Origin of the sequence: Pleurocapsa sp. PCC 7319, assembly GCF_000332195.1 — a bacterium.
Lineage (GTDB): Bacteria > Cyanobacteriota > Cyanobacteriia > Cyanobacteriales > Xenococcaceae > Waterburya.
This window is the reverse complement of sequence record NZ_KB235922.1, coordinates 3,588,580-3,609,653: the sequence shown is the minus strand read 5'-3', so window position 1 is coordinate 3,609,653 and position 21,074 is coordinate 3,588,580. Positions and strand designations below refer to the sequence as shown.

Below are 21,074 nucleotides of genomic sequence, written 5' to 3'. Positions count from 1 at the left end.
CTGTGATGGACAAAGACATAATTATCAATTGCTACTCGTTTACGGGACCCCAAATATTTTCGTGAACGATAACCCAATTGCCATCTCGTTTTTCCAGTAATAAGGTGGCGTGAGCGCGTGCGTTAAATTCTGTCCCATCAGGTTTTCTGCCATAGTTATCAACGTAAAGGGTTGCTGCTGCTGCTCGATCTGATTGAGGATATACGCGAATGCTTTCTGTTACAGGAGTAAAAGTCCAGTAATCATAACCTTGAACAAAAGCCGACCAAGTATCGTGATGAATTTGAACGCCTTTAAAAACAGTTCGTGATTCAGCGTCGGTAAAATCAAATCCCAATAATTCCTCAGTTTGCAGATAAAAAGGTTCAATAGAGTCTCGGGTAAATTCAGTAGCATTTTCTTTGGGACTCCAGGCTTCACCCCAAGCAGTGATAAATTTACGAACTTCTGTTTCTACTTGAGTAGAATTGTTTGCATCTTGTTTTGAAATTAATGCAGCCTGTTGAAGATTGTAAGGATCGCCATCGACGAAAAACTGAATGCGATCTAAACTACCATCGGTGTTATAGGCATGGACATTAGAACCAACGCGATGATAGGTAAAGCAATTTTCTTCACCCTCTTTGAGATTATCCCAACGACCACAAAGCATATTTTTGTCAACGCGCCAACTGCCTAGTTCAATTTTTTCGGAGTTTCCGTCTGAGATACGTCCAATTAATCGACCGTTAGGTTCAACAAAAACTGCATAGCTCAAAGAGCGATCGCTGAAAGTACCGACTGTTGTGTTTCCCGAAACAACTTCCAGAATTTCTGCCCCTGTCATTGGAGAGGTTTTTGGCTCTGCCTTAGTTGATAGAGTAGTAAAGAAAGTCGAAGTAAAGAAGCAGCTAAGTGCGATCGCGCAGCGCCTCGCCTTTGGTGCGATCGCTATTTTTTTGAGTTTTTGAATGTGCATTTTATCTATTTGAAGTTTTTATGTTTGATAATTCTGCTATCTAGGCTGACTAACTGGAGAGTCCTCAGTAATCAGATTGGAGCCATGTTCGTGAATTATGCGCCATCCGTTAGCAGTTTTGCGCCAGCCAAGAGTATAGAAGACGGGCATTATAGTCCTTTCACCATTAGATTCGACAATGGCATCAGCAGTGAAAGAAGAAAAGGCGAGATCTCCTTCTACCTCTACCTGATAAAAACGGGTCAACTTGTTATCGGCATAATCGAGATCGGCAAACAATTCCTGCCAGATACGCCTCTTTCGCGGGTTTTAGAAATAGTGGGAGTTGCTCCTGGTTGTGCTTCAACTAATGATCGATTTACTTTGCCATCTCCTTTAGCTGGTTCAGAAGCAGGTTGATATATTCTTACTTGCACTGGTTCTGTAATTAATTGTGCAAGCTTGTTTTGAAATTCTTTTCCGTGAGTAGTATTCCTGTTTTTTTGAAGCGCGCTTCTATCCGACCATTGTTCAAAAAGAACGAATTGATTGGGTTGTTCGATATTCTGAAAAAATCGATATAAAACAGGGCTATCTTTACCGTTAGTGAAAGCTGCTACTTCTGCTGCTCGATCAATAAATTCCTCTACCTGTTCTGAATTAACTACAAAATGCGATCGCACAGCGACTATATTGCCTTGATAATTGAGTTCATCAAGACGTTGCATAATATTCTCCCAATCTTGTTTTGAATTAGATGTTTGTGCAATTACAAAGCTTGATAAGTTTAATGTGGGAATATTAATTAAATATGGCAAAAATAGGCTAGATACTAGAGAGAAAATCAATACTTTGGTAAATCGATAATTCATTTTTTACTCCCATTGGAAAACTAAAATTAATAAAAATGTTGAGACATGATTGTCAATCTCCAATTGAAATCTTTAAAACCTTACTAATTTTTATGCCAAAAATCTTTTAGATTGTTGCTCAAATTGTTGCAATATTTTCTTTTCTAAGCTTTTAACCAGCAGTTAAATGTTCGTGTACCAAACGCCATTCACCATCAAGACGTTTCCAAGTATGCGTACCGTACTGTCTAGCTTTTACTTCCTGTCCATCTTTAGTTCTTCCACCACCAATCCAGGAAAAAGTACTGACTGCCAAATTTCCCTCGATTGAGATGCTTAGGTTATCTTCTAACTTAATTTCCCAGTAGCTAAAGTTCTTCATTACTGGAATCCAGGTATCAAGATATTCCTGAAGGCTATACAGCACCACCACACCATCATCGAAATTATCAAAAACTAAGATTTCGTTTTCTTCTGTAGCAAAGAGGTTCTCAAAACCTTTGTCTGTGAAGGTTTTATCTTGAGGACTCCAAGCATCAATCCACTGTGCGGTTAGGTGTTGAATCGTAGTTTTGTCTGTTTCTAATTAAGATTGTATTGTTGGGTTCATCTTTTTAATAAATACGAATTGTTTGGTTAAAGTATTTGACAAATAAATTTAGCTAGATTTGTTGTTTCAAGATAAATAGCTTTACTGAATTAATGGTTATTTATTTTCCTTTAAGCGTTCCTGCAAACTCGATAATGTTGCCATTGTTATCTTTGACAAAACCAACTCTACGTCCGACGTTGGGATAATCAGCAGCATCGACAAAAGTAGGAACACCGCGATTATTCATTTCTGCTAAAGCAGCGTCCACATCATCAACTCGAAAACAAAAATGTCCGATGCCAGTAATGCGTAAAGATGCGCCAAAGTCCGAAGCATTAGGCATTCCCGTTTTTGCTTGGGTGCTGCCAACTACCTCTAAACGAAACCCATGAATGTTGAGGTAGGCTAATTTTAGATCGGGCAATTCGTCTACAGTCCATTCTCTTTCAATGGTGGCATCGAGTTTATCTTTATACCATTGAATAGTTTCTTGATAATTTGGCACGCAAATCATTACGTGGTCAAAACTCATATAGTCAAAAGCACTACTCATATTTCTCTCCTTGTTAATAAGCAAAGTTTTTATAGAAATCTATTACTGCTTGTTCCCCAGCTTTGCCAGGTTGAGAAATAGAATGTTCCATTTCAATCAGTCCGTTATATCCTTTTGCTTGAATATGTTTGAGGATGTGACCGTAATTCATTTCACCGCTATCGGGTTCTGTTCTTTGGGGTGCGTCGGCAATCTGAAACAAAGCAATCTCATCCCAGACGCGATCGATATTGGCAATAATGTTGCCTGTTTCCATCTGCGTTTGAAAAGTATCAAAAATTAGTTTTACGGCGGGACTATTGACTGCTTTTACAATTAGATAAGCATGAGGAATTGTAGTTACAAAAGTACCTTTCCACCATTTTCCTGTAATAGCTTCAATACCCAGAACTATTCCTGCTTTTTCCGCTATTTCCGCACAATATTTAAGGTTTTCTATCACATTGGCAGTCTGATAATCTCGGTCTAAACTGGGATCGAAAATTCCAGAAAGAGTAGTAACGTATTTACCATTAACTCTTTTGGCTACTTCGATGGTTTCTTGTAATTGTTGTAATATTACTTCTCTAGCTTCGGTAGAGTCGCTGACGAAGGTAGGGCGATCAAAGATTAGGTTATTGACAAAACAACCCATTTCTAAGTTTTGTTTGGCTAATTCTTTGCCTATTTTTTCTTGAACTTCGACAGAACGAAGCTTGAGAAAATTATCTTCAATGCCAAATAATCCTTGGTCAGCGTTCGATTATCATAAATAGCATGGGATTTTTTTGAAGTTGCGATCGCAATATTTAATTATGAAATCTAATCGAGCTACTGGTATTTTATTTAAGAGGTTTATTTCCTCCTTAGCAAGCTAAAGTAACTACCTGCAATATTTTTCTCTAAATAAGAATTGATTGTCGTATCTAGAATCAAGATTAAAATGAAAAAAGACGAAGTTTTAAAAATTATTACTTTACACCGAGAAGAACTTCAGAAAATGAAAGTAAAATCTCTAGATTTATTTGGTTCGGTTGCACGAGATGAAGCAAAAATTGATAGCGATGTTGATTTTTTAGTAGAATTTGATGGTGAAGTTGGATTATTCGAGCTAATAAAAGTACGATTGTTTTTAGAAGATATCTTGGATTGTTCGGTGGACATAGGAACTAAAGATGCTTTACGAGAACACTTAAGAGAAGTAGTAACAGAGAATTTGATTCATGCCTTCTAGAGATTGGCAGTTTCGTATTAAAGATATGATGCAAGCTAGTTTGGCTATTCAAAATCGCTTAGTTAATATGAGTTTTGCTGATTTTCAAAATAACGACACCATCGCTAAAGCAGTTTTATACGATTTTTTGATAATTGGAGAAGCAGCTACCAATATTCCAATAGAAATCCAATTGCGTTATCCAAAAATACCTTGGCGTATTGTAGGCGATATGCGAAATGTTATGGCTCACGAGTATTTTCAAGTTAATTTAAAAATTGTTTGGAATACCGTTAAAAATAATCTTCCAGAATTAATATCGCAATTAGAATCTTTAATCGAAAACGAGAGAATTCAATGATTTGACAGTTATTGTTTCTAGTTTTTCCGTCGCTCTAAAGATTTAGTCATTCGGCAAAATTACAAGATAACCATCAAATATAATTATGAGTTATACTCAAGCTGCTGGTATTTTATTTAATAAGTTTATTTCCTCCTTAGTAAGCTTAATTGAACTAGCTGCAATATTTTCTTTTCTAAGCTTTTAACCAACAGTTAAATGTTCGTGTACTAATCGCCATTCACCATCAAGGCGTTTCCAAGTATGCGTACCGTACTGCCTAGCTTTTACTTCCTGTCCATCTTTGGTTCTTCCAGCACCAATCCAGGAAAAAGTACTGACTGCCAAATTTCCCTCGATTGAGATGCTTAGGTTATCTTCTAACTTAATTTCCCAGTAGCTAAAGTTCTCCATTACTGGAATCCAGGTATCAAGATATTTCTGAAGGCTATGCAGCACCACCACACCATCATCGAAATTATCAAAAACTAAGATTTCGTTTTCTTCTGTAGCAAAGAGGTTCTCAAAACCTTTGCCTGTGAAGGTTTTATCTTGAGGACTCCAGAGCGATCGCCATTGTTCGGTCAACTCGCATATTTTTGCTTTGTCTTGTATCTGTTGCGATTGTGTTGTTGAATTCATTTTTATTTTTTATTTCGTTACGTTTAGTAAAATATTAAAGTAAAAGTTCTAAATGTGATCTGAGTTTATTAATCTTAGGTAATCAATTGAATACTTCGGTCTGTCAATCAGTATTTATCCAACACATTGAAAGAGCAAAAAGAAATTTAACGATACGATACGTAATTAATATAATAAACCTAAACAATTATGTCAACCTCTAAAACATAAAAATCTGAAAAATTCGCCGTAGTCTAAGCGATCGCTGAGACAATTTAAGACTTGAAATGATCATCTAAATCAAAAGACCACAGCATCCATTGAAGATTGTTGGGTTGGGAGATAAATCCTAATTTATGATAAAAATCGACAATATGTGGACTGGCAAATAAGGTAATATCCTTAACTCCTGATTGACGAAGTTGTTCAATTAGATTGGTGACAATAGTTTTCCCTAAACCTCTATTTTGGAAATTAGGATGAACTAGTATATCCAGCATAGTGGCATGAAAAGTACCGTCTGAAACAGCTCTAGCAAATCCAATCAATCGTTGTTCCTGATTGTGAATATGCCAAGCTGCAATGTAGCTAAAACTATTATCTAAAGCTTGTTGAACCCTGTTCAGAGGACGGCGTGACCAGCCTACCGCGCTGCATAAATCTTCCAGTTGATTTGGCTGAACAGCGCAATCGCTGTTGACTATAATTCGCCCAGGAAGATTAGGGGTTTTTGGTTTTGGGATGGGGCTTGGTTTCAACCTGCTTAGTAATTCGCTATTTGATTCACTTTCCAGTTTTTGGCGACGGTAGAGAAGGTTTCTCTCTAACTGATTTTGCTGCTGTAGTAACTGAGCCAGTTGTTGCAAAACCCGATCCTGATAGGGCTGAAGCTCTAAAAGTAAGTAATAGAGAATAATCGCTCCGATCGCTTGATGTTCTTTGGTCAGAGTATCGGCAAAATCCAGTAATAATTGTGGCTGGGTTTTGAAGATACTAAAAATTGAATTTGGCTCTGGAGATTGTATTACTTGACGATAATATTGAATTGATTCTTCTAGATTACCTCTTTGTTTAAAAGCCGTTCCCAATTTTTGATAGACAAGTTGGTTACTGGGCTGTAGGTGAATCGCTTGGAGATAACTAGCGATCGCTCGATCCCATTGTTGTAGATTAATTAAAGCATCGGCTAGATTATGCCAAGACCAAAAAAAGTTCGGGTCAAGTTGTACTGCGGAGCGATAGGCGATCGCTGCTTGTTCCCATTGTTTTAACTTTGTGAGAGCATCGGCTAGATTATGCCAAGACCAAAAAAAGTTCGGGTCAAGTTGTACTGCGCGACGATAGGCGATCGCTGCCTGTTTCCATTGTCGCAGTTGAGTGAAAACATCTCCCAGGTGATGATAAGACCAAAAAAAATCTGGTCTAAGTTCGATTGCCCTTTGAAACGCTATGGCAGCATTCTGCCATTGTTGCTGATTTCTGTAAGTATCGGCTAAATCATAAACTTCAGACCAGTTTGAGTTACTGGCGATCGCCTTTATTTCTGCTGTCATGATCTAATTTGATACCTGACTTGAATTAGCTTCATTTATATTAACTTCTGGCTATTAATAAAATATTTTTAGGGAAAAATATGGAAATAAGCAAGCAGTATGCCGAGCGAGGTTATGCCGTTATCAAAAAACTCTTGAATCAAGATGAGATCGAGAAAATAACCATCATTGTCGATCTTATTTACGATCGATGGCTTAATGAAAATGGAGATGCATTGATTGAGCATCAACTCATCAATATGCACTCATTAACTCATCCTAGGTATTTCAAAAATAACAAAAGCGAAAGGATAAAGTTCTTCGAGTTGATTGCGCCTGAACAACTTACAGACTTAATAGAGAAAATGTTCGGCAAAGGAATCAATTTTCACAATACTCAGCTATTTTTTAATCCTTATACCAACACTAAGACTCCTTATTGGCACAGAGATCTTCAATACAGCCTAATTGAAGATTCTATTCAAGCCCAAGAGCAAAATAACATTCTTAGTCTGCATATTCGGATTCCACTGATAGCAGAAAAAGGTATTGAACTAGTTCCAGGTACCCATAAACGCTGGGATTCTGAGCTAGAGAGAAATGTACGGCTTGAACTGAACGGACACATCAACAGTGAAAAACTTCCAGGAGGTATTCTTATCGAGCTAGAACCTAGAGATATTTTAATATTTAATGCACAAATGATTCATCGAGGAAACTATGGATTGAATAAGGTTCGTAAAGCATTAGATCTTTGTATCGGCAAGCAACACCATCTTCTTTCAGGCTTCCTAGATAGGGATATTCTTCCCAACGACGACGAAATAAGATGCATATCTAACAACCAGTGGTATGTCCTTGCCAAAGACATTGCAGATCAAAACTTTGCTAAAGAGATCGAAAACTAACCAAAGTGTTAATAGTCTCAATCTATCAATCTGATAGCTTTCAGCGTTTGAATAAGACCTAGTTGATCACTATGCCTTCATAGTAGCAATAGGCAATTTAGTTTCCGAGATAGTTGCAGTCAGTTCAACATCAAATTCTTCTTCAAAGATTTCTTTCTTATAACTCAGATTCCATAATTCTAAAGCGCACTTATCACCTACTTCTGAAGGCTGAATCAGAAACTTAAGTGAGCGATGATGACTATCATATTGGCAGGTTACTCCAGCGATCGCACCTTGATTTCTCCGGTCTAGAGCTACCGCTAGTCTGAGAATAGCACTCAATTGCTTTACTATTTGCTGGTACTCCTTATGAGGGAGCTTATGATAAGCATCGTGTTTTTTCCTGGGCTTACTTTTGCGATGGTAGCGGGCAATATTCGCAATTAGTTCTAATTCTAATTCCGTAAAGCCCAGTAGCTCGGCATTGCGAATCAGATAGTAAGAATGCTTATGGTGAGATGAATGACTAATATATACGCCAGAATTGTGCAGAATTGCTGCCGACCATAATAATTCTCTTTCTTCTGTTCCCCAGGAATGCAATACGCCTTTTAGCTGATCGAAGATACTTAAAGCAAACTGTGCCACCCGTTGGCTGTAATCTAAGTCAACATGATACTTTTGAGCAATCTTGAGCACGTTGCGGCTTTTGACTTCGTTTTGATACCGTAATCGACTATTTATTAAGCCACGAGTTAACATCCAATCAACTATGATGCCTTCCCGCAATGCCCGTTCACAAATCATGATCGAGTCTAGCTTAAGCATCCTCATTGCTTCTAGCAAAATAACCGCCCCTGGTACAATAATTTCGGCTCGTCTTTCGGAAATCCCCGGTACATCTAACCGTTCCTCATAACTCATTTTTGCCAGCTTTTTGACCATTTTTTCGATGTCTTTACGACTCATCTCATAGCCATTGAGGGGGTCGGGCACTGTATCTAGTTCGTCTCTAGCATGAATTACTGCTAATGTTTCAATGGTGCCTGATGTGCCAACGGCATGGGGAACTTCATTTAGTTGTAATTGTTGCCAAATTCCATCCACTGAACGCTCTAGCATTCCTCTCACGTAAGCTCGCAATACTTTTAACTCTCGATCGCTAATTGGATCGGTGGTCACAAACTCTTTAGACAAGCGTACTGCACCAACTTTGGTACTGCTTAAAAAGCGAGGTTCGTGAATATCTGCCAAGATTAATTCTGTAGAACCACCACCGATATCAATAATGATATGAGGCTTTTCATTGAAATCCATCCCCGACAACACGCCCAGATAAATTCGCCGGGCTTCTTCCTGTCCTGAAATGAGATTGACAACGATACCTAACTCCTCTTCAATTTGACGCAGAAAATCCTGTCCATTGGGAGCTTCTCTGGATGCACTGGTTGCCACGGCAATAATTTGACTAGCGTTTAAGCTAGTAGCCAAATCTTTACAGCGTCTTAAGGTAGCAAGGGAACGTTGGATCGCTTCTGGAGTTAGTTTTCCTGTTGCTGGATCGCGATCGCCTAAACGAACTGTATCTTTTTCTTTGGCAATTACTGTAAAAGCCGGAAGCGAAGGCTCTATCCTAACAATTACCATGTGGATTGAGTTAGTGCCGATATCGATCGCTGCAATAATCTGTTTATTCATGGCAATTGTCTGAGTTTAACTTCTTTTAAGGGCAGATTTATGGATAAAATTAACGACGAAAAGTCTTTTAGACCAATAACTTTTCTCAATCATATTGTTAAAGTAATCTTATAATCTCATGGATAATGCGAACAAAAGCATTAAAACTTAAAATTTCTATATATTTATCACAACTCAATATTAAAATTTTCTAAGATTGTTCAAAAACTATAAATATGACTCAGTATCAACTCACCAAGGAACCAATCTGGCAGCAAGTGATTCGCCTTTTGCGTTGGGATAAACCAGCAGGAAGATTAATTCTGATGATTCCTGCATTATGGGCAGTTTTTTTGGCAGCCAAAGGGACTCCTCCTATACCTCTAGTGGGGGTAATAATTTTGGGAACTTTAGCTACTAGTGCGGCAGGTTGTGTCATCAACGATCTTTGGGATAAAGATATTGACTCTCAGGTAGCTCGAACCAAGTCTCGTCCCTTAGCATCTCGTGCCATTTCCGTGAAAGTCGGCATTGTCATTTTTGCGATCGCCCTAATCTGCGCTGCGATATTGGCTTTATATCTTAACCGTCTTAGTTTTATCCTTTGTCTGGCTGCCGTTCCTCTGATTGTTGTTTATCCTTTAGCCAAGCGAGTAATTCCTGTCCCCCAGTTGGTTTTATCTTTAACCTGGGGTTTTGCAGTGCTGATCAGTTGGACAGCAGTAACAGCCAAAATTGAACCTACCACTTGGATACTTTGGGGAGCGACAGTAGCCTGGACTCTGGGTTTTGATACTGCCTATGCCCTTTCCGATCGCGAAGACGATCTCAGAGTTGGGATTAATTCTAGTGCTATCTTTTTTGGTAAATTTACTCCAGAAGCGATCGGTGTTTTTTATGGAATTACGGCAAGTTTGCTGGCTTATCTAGGTGTCCAACTAGGTTTGAGTTTGGCTTTTTGGGTCAGTCTAGTTCTAGCTACAGTTGGTTGGGTTTGGCAATATTTAATGTTACGCCAACCTAATATTCCGCCTTCTGTCTATGGTCAACTGTTAGGGCAAAATGTCTGGTTCGGTTTTATTTTGCTGGCAGGAATGATCTTAGGATGATTTGAATCCAAATGTTTGTTCCTGAACCCTTATTAAATAAGAGTTTTGAGAGTTAATTAAATCTAACTTGAGATTCAGTTTGGCTTAAATGAGAAGTATCGGCAAAAAATTCTAATTTCCAACTGCGATTGCGCTGCGCGCACTGGCAAAGCCAATCGCTCTGGATAACTTTAGTTAAACAACATAGAGGAATTTTATTTTCAGGCGTATTGGTTACCAATCCTTGAGTAACACCCAATACTGAGGCACCATGTCCGACAATCAGCAGATCATCTGAAAATTCTTGCACAAGCTGCTTGACAGTTGCTTCCGTACGTTGATTCACTTCAGTTTCACTTTCAGGATATTGAGGGGTGAGGTACGAGCTATAGCTCCAATCAATTAAGGGAAATTGTTCAGCCAAAAAATCTGGAGGGTGAGTTTCAGGTATTTCTGTCATCCAATCTTGATTGTGCCATTCACTTAAACCAGCCTCTAGTTTAATTGGCAGATTTAGAACTTTTGCCACCTGGTTAGCAGTTTGGATAGTTCTTAAAAAAGGAGAGGCAAAGATGTGATTGATATTTTCCGGTTTTAATCTTTGTGCTAATTCCATAGCTTGCATCAAACCATCCTCCGATAAGGGAGGATCGTAACGTCTGGCTGCGGTATTGAACCATTCGGGGTTAACAAAATCGAGACGATTGCCATGTCTGGCTATCCAAACTGTTTGGGACATGATCTTAATGGGATAAAAGTACTTTTTTATCTATTACTGTCTGTCGATATCAAGCAAAAATTTGGTTCGATTATCAAATATAAGTTGCTTAGTATAGCTAACACCACGATAGGTAAAGTAATGTATAGGTCTGATTAAGATAACTTTATTAGAATCTTGATGATTAGAAAGCCGATATTTGGTGGTGGGAATGCCTCCACTTAAATGTTTGGGATCAATTGCTGTTTTTCGGGATTTATAGTTTATGCCACGGTAGGTAAGTTTCATAGTAGTCTCTCAGTAATCTTAAATTAATTTCAAAAAAGTATTGAATACCATTTACTACGTACGAAACCATGAAAAATTGCAGTAATCACCTAGAGTATTTAAGTGAAAGCACTACGAGAAAACATTAGGACATTCCCTATTCCCTATTATCTATTCCCTATTCCCTTTGAACCAATATCTTATGTTAAAAGCTTTGGGATATTTAGAATCGAAGAATTATGTTACAGCAATTTATTATTTCTGGTATTGCTATTGGTAGCGTTTATAGTTTGATTGCCTTGGGATTCCAGATCACCTATTCCGTTTCTAATACGATGAATTTTTCCCAAGGTGCTTCGGTGATGTTGGGGGCAGTTGTCTGTTATGTATTTAATATCACTTGGGAGTGGCATATTGCGATCGCCATTCCTTTGTCGTTAATTATCTGCGCTGTTTTTGGCTTAATCGTTGAAAGATTGGCAGTAAGACCATTTGCAGTAGATGGTTCCAACTCCTGGTTACTGACTACGATTGCTGTCGGCATTATCGCTGAAAACTTAGCCATGCTTACTTTCGGCAAAGAAGTTCGCGCCTATCCTTCATTTTTAGCTAAAACACCCATTAATATTTTGGATTTTGGTGTTTATCCCCTGGAATTACTGATTCCCATAGTCGGTATAGCGATCGCCTTGATGATTCGTTTTACTTTTACTCATACTTTATGGGGTAAAGCTTTTCTGGCGACGAGTGAAAATCCAGAGACTGCCAAAATTATGGGCATTAATGTGGAGGGAGCGATCGCATTTTCTTATGCATTATCAACAGTTTTAGCAGGAGTGGCTGGTATTCTGATTGCACCAATCTACAATGTCTCCGCTGGTATGGGAACAATGCTAGGGTTAAAAGCCTTTGCTACAGCAATTATTGGCGGGTTGAATAGTCCATGGGGCATTGCGATCGCTGGAGTATTTTACGGTATTGGGGAATCTCTCGCTGCAGCATATTTAGGCGGTAGCTATCGAGAAATTATTGGTTTTGCCTTAGTAATTTTAGCTTTAACCTTCAGACCTAACGGATTGTTTGCCAGGAACCAAATTAAAAAAGTTTAATCAGTCTTCAGCTATTAGCCCTTCGGGTTCGACAGTTTCTTTAAGCGGGGGAACCCCGCCAACGAACTGTCTCACTATCAGATCTAAAGTCAACTTAAATAAAAGCTAATAACTTAGCTATTCAAGCCATTCTTGTTCTTGAGCAGCTTGTAGTTGAAGTAACTTTTGTCTTAGTCTTAACCAATCAGCTTCAGTAGCTCCAATGTCTTCTTCTAATCTTCCTGCATTTAAATATAGAATGCGATCGCAGAAATTTTTAATTAATTCCAGTTGATGATTGACCATGATGATAGTTAGGTTTTGCTTCTGGTTTAAGTCTTCTAGAACATTTAAAAGATGATTAGCAATACCTACGTCTAAAGCTGATGTCGGCTCATCTAACAGTAACACCTGGGGATTCATTACTAAAGCACGAGCGATCGCAATTAATTGTCTTTGTCCTAGAGATAGCTGAAGTTCAGTTTTATTAAGCCATTCTGGGGATATTCGCAATCTATCCATCCAAGTTTCAATCCTGTGGCGAATTTCTGTCTCTGCTAATTTCTGTAAGTGTAATGGATAGCTCAGAGCTTCTAGAGTATTCATCCCAAGTAGCTTGGGCTCTTGAGCAACCAAAACTACTCGACGGCGTAGTTGAATAGAGGTCAGTTTTTGTCTTGGTTGCTCTTGAAAGTAGACTGTTCCCAAATCGGGAGAAACTAAACGGTTAAGCAGTCGTAGTAACGATGTTTTTCCTGCCCCAGATGCACCGACTATCGCTATTTTATCTCCTGGTTGAATTGTAAATGAGATGTCCTGTAACAAAAAATTAGAGCCAATAGTAGCCTTGAGACCAACCTGTTCTAAACGCACAATTGATGGGAGATGATGAGGACTCATGTAGTATCTTATTGAAGACAATAATGGCAATAATTTACTGTAAACTGATGTACTGTCAATCTCAAGAATAATATTATCTTGAGCTAAAATTTAACTGGCTCATATTACTAAACTGTTTAAGGAGTAAAGATTTGAGGCTTCTAAAACTAGCAAATTGGCTTTCTGAAGGAGATTTTGATAAATACAAGCAACAAGCACAGCAAGCTCAACAAGCTGAAGCCAAGTTAAAAAAAGCGGAGTCGACAATAGAAAATTTGAGAACTGATTTAGAAAAATCTCAGCAAGAGTTGGCTCAGACCCAGGCTCTTCTGCAAATTAATCAAGGTTTTCAGGTAGAACTGGGAGAAACTCAGTTGAAATTGCAAAAAAATACTGCTGAGGCGCAACGTTATAAAAAGGAATTATTTGAGCAACAAAAAGCATTTAATCTGTTACAGTCACAATTCAAACAAGCTCAACAGGCATTAACGAGATCGCAAAATTGGCTACAGCAAATTAAAACTCCAATTAAGGTAGTCGATATTCAAAAAACTCTGCCTAAAAATAATTTTGATACATTATGGGGCTTTGGAATTCTTACGCCCAAAGTAGATTCAATGGCGATCGCTGGCTCGATTATGGTTAAAGGCTGGGTATTAGGCAAACAATCTCCCGCCAAGATCTTAAGAGTCATTTATCAATCACAAACCCTTTTGGAGGCTCCTGTTGAATTACGTCGCCCGGTCGTCATCCAACGATATCCAGATATTCCCTCATCTAATCAAAGTGGCTTTGAGTTTTCTCTGACAGTTGCTGGATTATCTGCACCCGAGTTAAATTTAGAAGCTGTTTTAGAAGATCAAAGCGTAATTCCTCTCTGTACTATTGTCTTAAAATCTGAACCCCTTGAATCTGAGTCAAAATAGAAAATTGGATTAAACTTAATTAGACTGATGATTAATTGCTCAATTCATCTACCCAGAGGAAAGCGCCCAGAAAAATATTAAGAAAATATAAAAAATTACAAAACCGTTTACAATATGAAAAGGTGTTCGGAGGAACAAAGTGTTTATTAGACTTGCACAACAGCATCGTCAATTTGTACAGAATTTAGTGATGACTCTTCAGGCATTGGCGATCGCCTTAGAAGGAAGAGGTTATCTAGCCTCTTGCTACACTTGTGGTGGTGAAATGAATAGTGCTTCGTTTATGGTTAGTTTGGGAGATGATCATCTAATCCGTTTTTTAGTTTCAGACTATGGAATCACCTGGACGGAAATGAGAGATGACCGGGAACTAATGAAATTAGAAGGAGCCGAAGCAATTAACCAACTACAAGATTTGGCGGATTTAATTAAATATCAGACTCCCTCTTCTGAATCTGAAGCGATTCATTCAGAAAGTTCTCAAGCTAAAGAGCGTGTGTAACTAAGATCTTGATGAAAAATATCTACATTAAAATGCCTAAATTAGTTAGTTAGTCTAGGCATTTAGTCTGGTTTTCGACCAAATAACTATTCAGCGACTAACTTCAATTCCTCTGGCTCGTAGTTGCTCCATGAAAAACTCTTCCAAAGAAGGTCTAGCTAACTTTAGACTGACTAACTTGGCCTCAACATCATCAAGATGAGTCATAAACCGATTTGGTTCAACTTTGAGCTGACCATGCCAACGATTATTTTCCTCAGTTAAATTAGTCATCCAAGGTGCTAAAGATTCGGAGTTACCTCCAGCAACAGTTGCCTGATAAGCATCGCTAGTCCCCAGTAATTCATCTAGAGAACCCTGACAAATTAATTCCCCCAAAGCTAAAAAAGCAATGCGATCGCAAATCTGTTCGATATCAGATAGTATATGGGAATTAAAAAAGATTGTCTTGCCTTCTTGTTTAAGAGATAAAACAATTTCTCGCATTCGATAGCGACCCATGGGATCGAGTCCCGACATGGGTTCATCTAAAAACACAATTTCAGGATCGTTAATTAGAGCTTGTGCCATTCCCACTCTTTGCAACATCCCTTTAGAATACTGCTTGAGTTTCTTTTTGCGAGCAGTGGAACGAGCCAGCCCAACCAAGTCTAATAATTCAGTAATCCGTTTATGCTGTTTGCCGTGGGGAATTTGGAATAACCCAGCAATAAATTCTAAAAACTCCCAAGCAGTTAAAAAATCATAGAGATAGGCATTTTCAGGCAAATAGCCAATCTTTTGCTTAACAGTGCGATCGCCAATGGATTTACCAAAAATGAGAGCTCTCCCTGTGGTGGGACGGGTAATACCTAGCAAAGTTTTGAGGAGGGTCGTTTTTCCGGCTCCGTTTGGTCCTAATAGACCAAAAGTTTCTCCACGACAAATACTGAGAGAACAATTTTTCAGAGATTCTATCTTTTGATTCATCCAAAAGCCAGTGCGGTAAATTTTTCCCAGATTCCAAGTTTGCACCACTGGCACACAATCTCCTGGTGAATAGTTAGTTGATGAATAAGCCGAAAAAGCCATAGTTAACTGTCTCTTCAAAAGTACACTGATGACTCCATAGTTCCCCAAAATAAACCATTTTTTATCATCTAACTGCGACTTTAGCTATCTAAATTCGACAGGAGTCAATATTCTACTTTAGGCAGTCAAATTGCTACTTTATCAAAAAAATATATATTATCTAAGTATTTTCACTTATCATTCTATTTAGACGGTTTTCTCAAACTTTTATCCCACGATTTTTTTACGCAGTTAAAAATGAATATTCTATTTGTAATTACTAGAGCTGACGCCATAGGGGGCGCTCAAGTTCATGTACAAGATTTGGCCATTGCTTTACAAGAAGAACAACACAAAGTTCTAGTTCTCACTGGTCAAAAAGGTATATATAATGAGATTCTAAGACAAGCAGGTATTGAGTCAATTTCTTGTGAGTATCTACAGAGAAAAATTAATCCAGTTGCAGATGGCAAAAGCTTTCGATACATCTTACACATAATTGACCTATTCAAACCAGATTTAATTGCGGCTCATTCCAGCAAAGCGGGAATATTAGGTCGCCTTGCCAGCAAACTTACTAAAGTTCCATGTGTTTTTACTGCTCATGGCTGGTCATTTACTCCAGGTATACCAGAGCCCAGTCGTACTATTTTTCGCTGGCTGGAAAGACTAATGGTACCTCTAACAGAAAAGGTAATTTGTGTTTCCGAATTTGATCGCCAGATTGGATTTACAGCAGGTATGAATCCTCAGCAATTACTAACAGTTCATAATGGCATGAAAGATGTTGTTCCCATCTTAAGGGCTAATCCTGCTAAATCTGATCCAATTAAAATCGCTATGGTGGCACGTTTTGACGAACCAAAAGATCACTCAACTCTAATTAAGGCTGTTCAAGATCTTGATGCACAATTAATTTTAGTCGGGGATGGTCCTAATTTACCAATAATTCGTCAACATGTGGAACAATTAGGAATAACTAAAAAAGTGGCGTTCCTTGGTTTTCGTCAAGACGTAGCCAAAATTTTAGCAGAAGTACAAATTTTCACCTTAATCTCAAAATTTGAAGCTTTACCTTGTACGATTATCGAAGCGATGCGAGCTGGTTTACCCGTGGTAGTTTCTGATGTTGGCGGAGTTAAAGAAATTGTCATTGACAATGAAACAGGGTACGTTATCCCTCGCAATGATACCGAAAAACTACGTCAAAAGCTGTCATATTTGATTGATAATGACCAAGAAAGAAGTCGTATGGGCAAATTAGCTCGTCAGAAATATGAATCTGAACTGACATTCAAGCATATGTACGATAGAACTTTGACAGTTTACCAAGAAATTGTAGCTCAAAAATCTTAGTTGGCTATAACTACTTTTAAAATCAAATCAATGTCCTTTTTGTATTAAAGTAATACAACAATTATCCTTTTTGACAAAGAATATATTTTTAAACACCAGTGAATCAGCCAATTCTTTTATCTACTCCTCACATGGGAGCGCAAGAACTAGAATTTGTTAAAGAAGCTTTTGAGACTAATTGGGTTGCCCCTGTCGGTCCTAATATAGATGCTTTTGAACAAGAATTTTCTCAAGTAGTTGGCTCCAAATATTCTGCGGCTTTATCCTCAGGTACAGCAGCTTTACATCTAGCTCTCAAGCTAGTGGGGGTTAAATCCGGGGATGAAGTATTTTGTTCGACTTTTACGTTTATTGCTAGTGCTAGTCCCATAACTTATTTGGGGGCCAAACCAGTATTTATCGATAGCGATCGCCTTTCCTGGAACATGGATCCAAACCTGTTGGCAGATGCCTTAGCCAAACGAGATAAACAGGGAAAACTACCTAAAGCGGTATTGTTAGTTCATCTCTATGGTCAGAGTGCCGATCTTGAACCGATTTTAGCCATCTGCGATCGCTATTCGATTCCTGTAATTGAAGATGCGGCTGAAGCCTTGGGAGCAACCTATAAAAATACTTCTCCGGGAACATGGGGACGTGCAGGTATTTTCTCCTTTAATGGCAATAAAATAATTACTACCTCTGGTGGAGGAATGCTAGTTTCTGATGATCTTAACTTGATTGACAAGGCTAAGTTTCTGGCAACTCAAGCAAGGGATCCTCAACCCCATTATGAGCATACCGAAATAGGCTTTAATTATCGATTGAGTAATATCTCAGCTGGCATTGGTCGGGGACAATTATTAGTATTAAAGGAAAGAGTAGCTGCCCGCCGCAAAAACTTTGAAATTTATCGTGAAGCTCTGGGAGATTTACCGGGTATTCAATTTATGCCAGAGCCCAATTACGGAGTGAGTACTCGTTGGTTAAGTTGTTTAACTTTTGACCCCCAAATTGCGGGAATTGATCGAGAACAAGTACGTCTACAACTGCTAGCAAAACAAATAGAAACCAGACCAGTTTGGAAACCAATGCATTTACAACCAGTATTTGCTGACTGCGAGTGCATTAATAATGGGGTGGCCGAAGATTTATTTCAAAAGGGTTTGTGTCTACCTTCTGGTTCTAACTTAAGTGATGCAGATTTAGCACGAGTAATTTCTGAGATTAAACAAGTGTACAAGTTTAAATGACTTGCTAGCTTCATCAAAACTTTGTTTAAAGTTAGTAATTATTCAGTTATTATATGTTAAGCATATTTACGTATGTAGTCATTTTCTAAATATATATTAAATAAACTTCGCTCAATATAGCATTTTTTTATGTATCCTTCGCAAACTTCTGTAGGTGTTGACCAGTATTGGGAAATAGTTAAAAGACGTTGGCTTCCTGGGTCAGTAGTATTCTTGTCCGTATTAACTTTGGGGGTTGTTGCCACCTCCCTCAAAGAAAATATATATCAGGCGGAAGCTAAGTTAAAGTTTAAAGAAAGCACCGTTAGTTCCTCCCTATCAGAATCAAGTAGAGCTCTAGGTGCTTTTTCACCTGTTGCTGATAAAGGCAATCCCATTGATACTGAAGCTGAAGTATTACGCTCAGTTCCCCTGATCAAAAAAACCATCAGTGATCCTGAAATTGAACTTAAAAATGAAGAGGGTGAGCGAATAAGTGTTTCAGCATTTCAGAACAAGCTTAAAGTTGGTTCCATACCAGGCACAGATATTTTACAGGTTTCATTTGCTAGCAAAAATCCTGAGGAAGCAGCGAAAGTAGTTAATACTTTGGTGAGAAATTATTTGGAGAATAACACCGTAGTTAACCGAGCCGAGGCAGTTTCTGCTAGGGAATTTTTAGAAGAACAATTACCTAAAGTAGAAGATGCTCTGCAAAGAACCGAAGCTGAAATTCGCCAGTTAAAAGAGTCAAATGAGTTCGTTTCTCCTGATGAAGACACTAAAGCTTTAATTGATTCCATACAAGAAGTACAGTCAGAAATAGCTAAAGCTAAGGGACAAATAAATAATGCTAGATCTCAAGCTAATTACTTAAAGGATAAACTGGGATTAAATTCAGAGCAGGCGGTAATTTTAAATACGATTAGCCAGTCGCCTGAAATTAGAGAAACAATAGCTAAACTTCAACAAGCAGAATCAGAGTTAGCGACGGCTCAAGCACGCTACACTGCCAATAGTCCCAACGTAATCGAATTAAAAGAACAAATCGGTTCTTTAGAAAAACTGCTAGATCAACAAACTCAATCCGTTGGGGGAGAACAGGCAAAAGAACTATTGAAGAACAGCAAATCTGGCATGATTCAACAGGAGCTTACCAGTGAATTAATTAAGCTAGAAGCCAACAATATTGGTCTTCAGAAACAGATTGATAGTCTAACTGAAACCGAACAAAACCGTCGGGTAAAAATCAAACAAGTACCTCAAATAGAGCAAAAACTGCGGCTGCTAGAAAGACAAGTAAAATCATTTGAATCAACTTATGACATTTTGTGGCAACAGCTGCAGACCGTTAGAATTGCTGAAAGTCAAGATCCCGGTAATGTTAGGGTGATTTCCAATGCAGTTATTCCCAATAAACCAGTTTCTTCTCGTGCGGTTGGTTATTTAGCTTCTGGTTCTCTGGCACTTTTAGCAGCAGCAGGGATAATTTATCTCTTGGAGATTACTGACAAATCAATTAAAACCGTTGAAGAAGCTCGGCAGCTATTTGGCTATGATTCGTTGGGTGTAATTCCTAGTCTTGATAAATCAAAGCTATCTAGCCTTCCTCCAGAATCTGAGCAAGATCAGCTAATTCCTAGGTTAGTGGTTGGGGGATATCCATCCTTGCCTCAGAGTGAGTCTTATCGGATGTTACAGTCAAATATTCAGTTTTTGAACTCTGATGCAACAATTAAAAGTGTTGTAGTTACTAGTTCTAGCTCTCAAGAGGGTAAATCTACAGTTGCAGCCAACTTAGCGGCGGCAATGGCTCAGGTAGGGAATAAAGTTCTCTTGGTTGACGCGAACCTGCATAGCCCAATTCAACATCGTATCTGGGATATTTATAACAACAATGGTCTGAGTAATGTTATTGCTGAACAGATAGACCCGAGAACGGTTACTGAAAAAGTTATGCCCAATCTTGACTTGCTAACTTCTGGGGTTATTGCTCCATCTCCTGCTGCCCTTCTTGATTCTCAAAGAATGAGAATGCTGATGGATTATTGGACAGAACGTTATGACTTCGTTATTCTTGATACTCCTGCGTTGGATTTCACTGCTGATGCTCCTATTATTGGACGTACAGCTGACGGAGTTTTATTAGTGGTTAGACCAGGTTCTGTAGAAAAAGGACAAGCTAGATTTACTAAAGAAATTTTGGATCAATCTGGACTCAATATGTTGGGAGTTATCTTTAATGGTGTCAATCCCCAGTTTGACTCCCACTCTTATTATCATGTTCTTGAAGAACAGCGAGGTAATTTGATTCCCAAACAATTGCCAGGTTCTTCCTCTAAAGAAGAATTGTGGGAAACCATATCTTCTCTATCAAGAGAGTCAAAGAAAAATAAGCTGGCTACAGATTTAGATGAACAGCAACTTCAAATAGCTCCTATTGAAAAACTGGAGTCAATGGTGTTCAATTTACAACGAGACTTGGCAGATTTAACCCGAATGGTGAAGGAACAAGAAGAAGAACTGCTGGCACAACGTCAAAAAGTGAAAAAGCTGCAAAGAAAAGCTAATCTTGCGACTGAAAATGAGCTGTTTTATCTAGAAAATCAATTGAAACAAGAGCAAGAAATAAAAAGAATGCTTGATGAAACGTTGGTTGGTCAGAGAAGAAATCTGGAAAAACGTCGCCAAATGCTTTATCAATATCAACAAGTTTTAGACAGTAGACAAAATGCTGCCTCTGTATATTAAAAGCTAACAATGAGCCTAGGTGTACGAATGAGTAAAAGGGTAAGTAGTGACGA

At 38.4% G+C, this 21,074-nt stretch carries 23 protein-coding genes; 10 read left to right on the top strand and 13 right to left on the bottom strand.

The genetic code is table 11. From position 1 onward, the window contains the following. Positions 1-31: 31 nt before the first annotated feature. The 6 genes from PLEUR7319_RS0120350 to PLEUR7319_RS36180 form a co-directional block, all read right to left on the bottom strand. Positions 32-958, bottom strand: a complete 927-nt coding sequence (locus tag PLEUR7319_RS0120350; RefSeq protein ID WP_019507077.1) for a hypothetical protein — start codon at positions 956-958, stop codon at positions 32-34. Positions 959-994: 36 nt separating this feature from the next. Further along, positions 995-1,237, bottom strand: a complete 243-nt coding sequence (locus PLEUR7319_RS0120345) for a nuclear transport factor 2 family protein (protein ID WP_158441865.1) — start codon at positions 1,235-1,237, stop codon at positions 995-997. Beyond that, the gene (locus PLEUR7319_RS0120340; RefSeq protein WP_019507075.1) at positions 1,201-1,809 is read right to left on the bottom strand and encodes a putative quinol monooxygenase; all 609 of its coding nucleotides are present in this window, start codon (positions 1,807-1,809) and stop codon (positions 1,201-1,203) included. Before PLEUR7319_RS0120340 ends, PLEUR7319_RS0120345 begins: the two co-directional genes overlap by 37 nt. A 151-nt stretch (positions 1,810-1,960) precedes the next feature. Next, positions 1,961-2,329: a nuclear transport factor 2 family protein gene (locus PLEUR7319_RS36185; RefSeq protein ID WP_256380670.1), complete on the bottom strand. Its 369-nt coding sequence runs from the start codon at positions 2,327-2,329 to the stop codon at positions 1,961-1,963. 169 nt (positions 2,330-2,498) lie between these two features. Continuing rightward, positions 2,499-2,933: a VOC family protein gene (locus PLEUR7319_RS0120330; RefSeq protein ID WP_019507073.1), complete on the bottom strand. Its 435-nt coding sequence runs from the start codon at positions 2,931-2,933 to the stop codon at positions 2,499-2,501. 13 nt (positions 2,934-2,946) lie between these two features. Further along, a complete protein-coding gene (locus tag PLEUR7319_RS36180; protein WP_083892512.1) occupies positions 2,947-3,648 on the bottom strand; it encodes a TIM barrel protein in 702 nt (233 codons plus the stop codon). A gap of 207 nt (positions 3,649-3,855) precedes the next feature. Here PLEUR7319_RS36180 and PLEUR7319_RS0120320 point away from each other — a divergent pair, with 207 nt between their 5' ends. Both PLEUR7319_RS0120320 and PLEUR7319_RS0120315 read left to right on the top strand, forming a co-directional pair. Next, a complete protein-coding gene (locus PLEUR7319_RS0120320) occupies positions 3,856-4,146 on the top strand; it encodes a nucleotidyltransferase family protein (RefSeq protein ID WP_019507071.1) in 291 nt (96 codons plus the stop codon). Continuing rightward, positions 4,136-4,486, top strand: a complete 351-nt coding sequence (locus PLEUR7319_RS0120315; protein WP_019507070.1) for a DUF86 domain-containing protein — start codon at positions 4,136-4,138, stop codon at positions 4,484-4,486. Before PLEUR7319_RS0120320 ends, PLEUR7319_RS0120315 begins: the two co-directional genes overlap by 11 nt. A gap of 183 nt (positions 4,487-4,669) precedes the next feature. On the opposite strand, the gene PLEUR7319_RS0120305 is transcribed toward PLEUR7319_RS0120315, so the two are convergent. Beyond that, entirely contained in the window at positions 4,670-5,107 is a 438-nt protein-coding gene (locus tag PLEUR7319_RS0120305) for a nuclear transport factor 2 family protein (RefSeq protein WP_019507068.1), read from the bottom strand. Between the two features lie 254 nt (positions 5,108-5,361). Further along, complete coding sequence (locus tag PLEUR7319_RS38390) at positions 5,362-6,639, bottom strand: GNAT family N-acetyltransferase (RefSeq protein ID WP_019507067.1); 1,278 nt, start codon at positions 6,637-6,639, stop codon at positions 5,362-5,364. A gap of 80 nt (positions 6,640-6,719) precedes the next feature. On the opposite strand from PLEUR7319_RS38390, the gene PLEUR7319_RS0120295 reads away from it, so the two are divergent. Further along, positions 6,720-7,526, top strand: coding sequence for a phytanoyl-CoA dioxygenase family protein (locus tag PLEUR7319_RS0120295; RefSeq protein WP_019507066.1), 807 nt, complete (start codon positions 6,720-6,722; stop codon positions 7,524-7,526). 69 nt (positions 7,527-7,595) lie between these two features. Here the strand turns inward: PLEUR7319_RS0120295 and PLEUR7319_RS0120290 are convergent, their stop codons facing one another. Next, complete coding sequence (locus PLEUR7319_RS0120290; protein WP_019507065.1) at positions 7,596-9,206, bottom strand: Ppx/GppA phosphatase family protein; 1,611 nt, start codon at positions 9,204-9,206, stop codon at positions 7,596-7,598. Between the two features lie 215 nt (positions 9,207-9,421). Between PLEUR7319_RS0120290 and PLEUR7319_RS0120285 the strand changes: the two genes are divergently transcribed. Then, positions 9,422-10,294: a 4-hydroxybenzoate solanesyltransferase gene (locus tag PLEUR7319_RS0120285; RefSeq protein WP_019507064.1), complete on the top strand. Its 873-nt coding sequence runs from the start codon at positions 9,422-9,424 to the stop codon at positions 10,292-10,294. A gap of 52 nt (positions 10,295-10,346) precedes the next feature. On the opposite strand, the gene PLEUR7319_RS0120280 is transcribed toward PLEUR7319_RS0120285, so the two are convergent. Beyond that, on the bottom strand, positions 10,347-11,012 hold the full coding sequence (locus tag PLEUR7319_RS0120280) for a histidine phosphatase family protein (protein WP_019507063.1): 666 nt from the start codon (positions 11,010-11,012) through the stop codon (positions 10,347-10,349). A gap of 33 nt (positions 11,013-11,045) precedes the next feature. Then, positions 11,046-11,279, bottom strand: a complete 234-nt coding sequence (locus PLEUR7319_RS0120275) for a DUF4278 domain-containing protein (protein WP_019507062.1) — start codon at positions 11,277-11,279, stop codon at positions 11,046-11,048. Positions 11,280-11,497: 218 nt separating this feature from the next. Between PLEUR7319_RS0120275 and PLEUR7319_RS0120270 the strand changes: the two genes are divergently transcribed. Further along, complete coding sequence (locus PLEUR7319_RS0120270; RefSeq protein ID WP_019507061.1) at positions 11,498-12,367, top strand: branched-chain amino acid ABC transporter permease; 870 nt, start codon at positions 11,498-11,500, stop codon at positions 12,365-12,367. Between the two features lie 117 nt (positions 12,368-12,484). Here PLEUR7319_RS0120270 and PLEUR7319_RS0120265 read toward each other — a convergent pair whose 3' ends face one another. Further along, positions 12,485-13,246, bottom strand: a complete 762-nt coding sequence (locus PLEUR7319_RS0120265; RefSeq protein ID WP_019507060.1) for an ATP-binding cassette domain-containing protein — start codon at positions 13,244-13,246, stop codon at positions 12,485-12,487. Between the two features lie 131 nt (positions 13,247-13,377). Here PLEUR7319_RS0120265 and PLEUR7319_RS0120260 point away from each other — a divergent pair, with 131 nt between their 5' ends. Continuing rightward, entirely contained in the window at positions 13,378-14,151 is a 774-nt protein-coding gene (locus PLEUR7319_RS0120260; protein WP_019507059.1) for a hypothetical protein, read from the top strand. A gap of 139 nt (positions 14,152-14,290) precedes the next feature. Beyond that, positions 14,291-14,653 (top strand): DUF1815 family protein, encoded by a 363-nt coding sequence (locus tag PLEUR7319_RS0120255; RefSeq protein WP_019507058.1) that lies wholly within the window; start codon positions 14,291-14,293, stop codon positions 14,651-14,653. Between the two features lie 90 nt (positions 14,654-14,743). On the opposite strand, the gene PLEUR7319_RS0120250 is transcribed toward PLEUR7319_RS0120255, so the two are convergent. Beyond that, positions 14,744-15,724, bottom strand: a complete 981-nt coding sequence (locus PLEUR7319_RS0120250) for an ABC transporter ATP-binding protein (protein WP_019507057.1) — start codon at positions 15,722-15,724, stop codon at positions 14,744-14,746. 237 nt (positions 15,725-15,961) lie between these two features. Between PLEUR7319_RS0120250 and PLEUR7319_RS0120245 the strand changes: the two genes are divergently transcribed. The 3 genes from PLEUR7319_RS0120245 to PLEUR7319_RS0120235 all read left to right on the top strand — a co-directional run bounded on the left by PLEUR7319_RS0120245 (position 15,962) and on the right by PLEUR7319_RS0120235 (position 21,021). After that, on the top strand, positions 15,962-17,059 hold the full coding sequence (locus tag PLEUR7319_RS0120245) for a glycosyltransferase family 4 protein (RefSeq protein ID WP_019507056.1): 1,098 nt from the start codon (positions 15,962-15,964) through the stop codon (positions 17,057-17,059). A 98-nt stretch (positions 17,060-17,157) separates the two neighbouring features. Beyond that, positions 17,158-18,291: a DegT/DnrJ/EryC1/StrS aminotransferase family protein gene (locus tag PLEUR7319_RS0120240; RefSeq protein WP_036799050.1), complete on the top strand. Its 1,134-nt coding sequence runs from the start codon at positions 17,158-17,160 to the stop codon at positions 18,289-18,291. 129 nt (positions 18,292-18,420) lie between these two features. After that, entirely contained in the window at positions 18,421-21,021 is a 2,601-nt protein-coding gene (locus PLEUR7319_RS0120235; protein ID WP_019507054.1) for a polysaccharide biosynthesis tyrosine autokinase, read from the top strand. Positions 21,022-21,074: the final 53 nt, after the last annotated feature.

What these genes read in the sequence shown, in the direction of transcription:
- PLEUR7319_RS0120350 (WP_019507077.1), bottom strand. Translation starts at nt 958, where the DNA reads ATGCACATTCAAAAACTCAAAAAAATAGCGATCGCACCAAAGGCGAGG.
- PLEUR7319_RS0120340 (WP_019507075.1), bottom strand. Translation starts at nt 1,809, where the DNA reads ATGAATTATCGATTTACCAAAGTATTGATTTTCTCTCTAGTATCTAGC.
- PLEUR7319_RS0120330 (WP_019507073.1), bottom strand. Translation starts at nt 2,933, where the DNA reads ATGAGTAGTGCTTTTGACTATATGAGTTTTGACCACGTAATGATTTGC.
- PLEUR7319_RS0120320 (WP_019507071.1), top strand. Translation starts at nt 3,856, where the DNA reads ATGAAAAAAGACGAAGTTTTAAAAATTATTACTTTACACCGAGAAGAA.
- PLEUR7319_RS0120315 (WP_019507070.1), top strand. Translation starts at nt 4,136, where the DNA reads ATGCCTTCTAGAGATTGGCAGTTTCGTATTAAAGATATGATGCAAGCT.
- PLEUR7319_RS0120305 (WP_019507068.1), bottom strand. Translation starts at nt 5,107, where the DNA reads ATGAATTCAACAACACAATCGCAACAGATACAAGACAAAGCAAAAATA.
- PLEUR7319_RS38390 (WP_019507067.1), bottom strand. Translation starts at nt 6,639, where the DNA reads ATGACAGCAGAAATAAAGGCGATCGCCAGTAACTCAAACTGGTCTGAA.
- PLEUR7319_RS0120295 (WP_019507066.1), top strand. Translation starts at nt 6,720, where the DNA reads ATGGAAATAAGCAAGCAGTATGCCGAGCGAGGTTATGCCGTTATCAAA.
- PLEUR7319_RS0120290 (WP_019507065.1), bottom strand. Translation starts at nt 9,206, where the DNA reads ATGAATAAACAGATTATTGCAGCGATCGATATCGGCACTAACTCAATC.
- PLEUR7319_RS0120285 (WP_019507064.1), top strand. Translation starts at nt 9,422, where the DNA reads ATGACTCAGTATCAACTCACCAAGGAACCAATCTGGCAGCAAGTGATT.
- PLEUR7319_RS0120280 (WP_019507063.1), bottom strand. Translation starts at nt 11,012, where the DNA reads ATGTCCCAAACAGTTTGGATAGCCAGACATGGCAATCGTCTCGATTTT.
- PLEUR7319_RS0120275 (WP_019507062.1), bottom strand. Translation starts at nt 11,279, where the DNA reads ATGAAACTTACCTACCGTGGCATAAACTATAAATCCCGAAAAACAGCA.
- PLEUR7319_RS0120270 (WP_019507061.1), top strand. Translation starts at nt 11,498, where the DNA reads ATGTTACAGCAATTTATTATTTCTGGTATTGCTATTGGTAGCGTTTAT.
- PLEUR7319_RS0120265 (WP_019507060.1), bottom strand. Translation starts at nt 13,246, where the DNA reads ATGAGTCCTCATCATCTCCCATCAATTGTGCGTTTAGAACAGGTTGGT.
- PLEUR7319_RS0120250 (WP_019507057.1), bottom strand. Translation starts at nt 15,724, where the DNA reads ATGGCTTTTTCGGCTTATTCATCAACTAACTATTCACCAGGAGATTGT.
- PLEUR7319_RS0120245 (WP_019507056.1), top strand. Translation starts at nt 15,962, where the DNA reads ATGAATATTCTATTTGTAATTACTAGAGCTGACGCCATAGGGGGCGCT.
- PLEUR7319_RS0120235 (WP_019507054.1), top strand. Translation starts at nt 18,421, where the DNA reads ATGTATCCTTCGCAAACTTCTGTAGGTGTTGACCAGTATTGGGAAATA.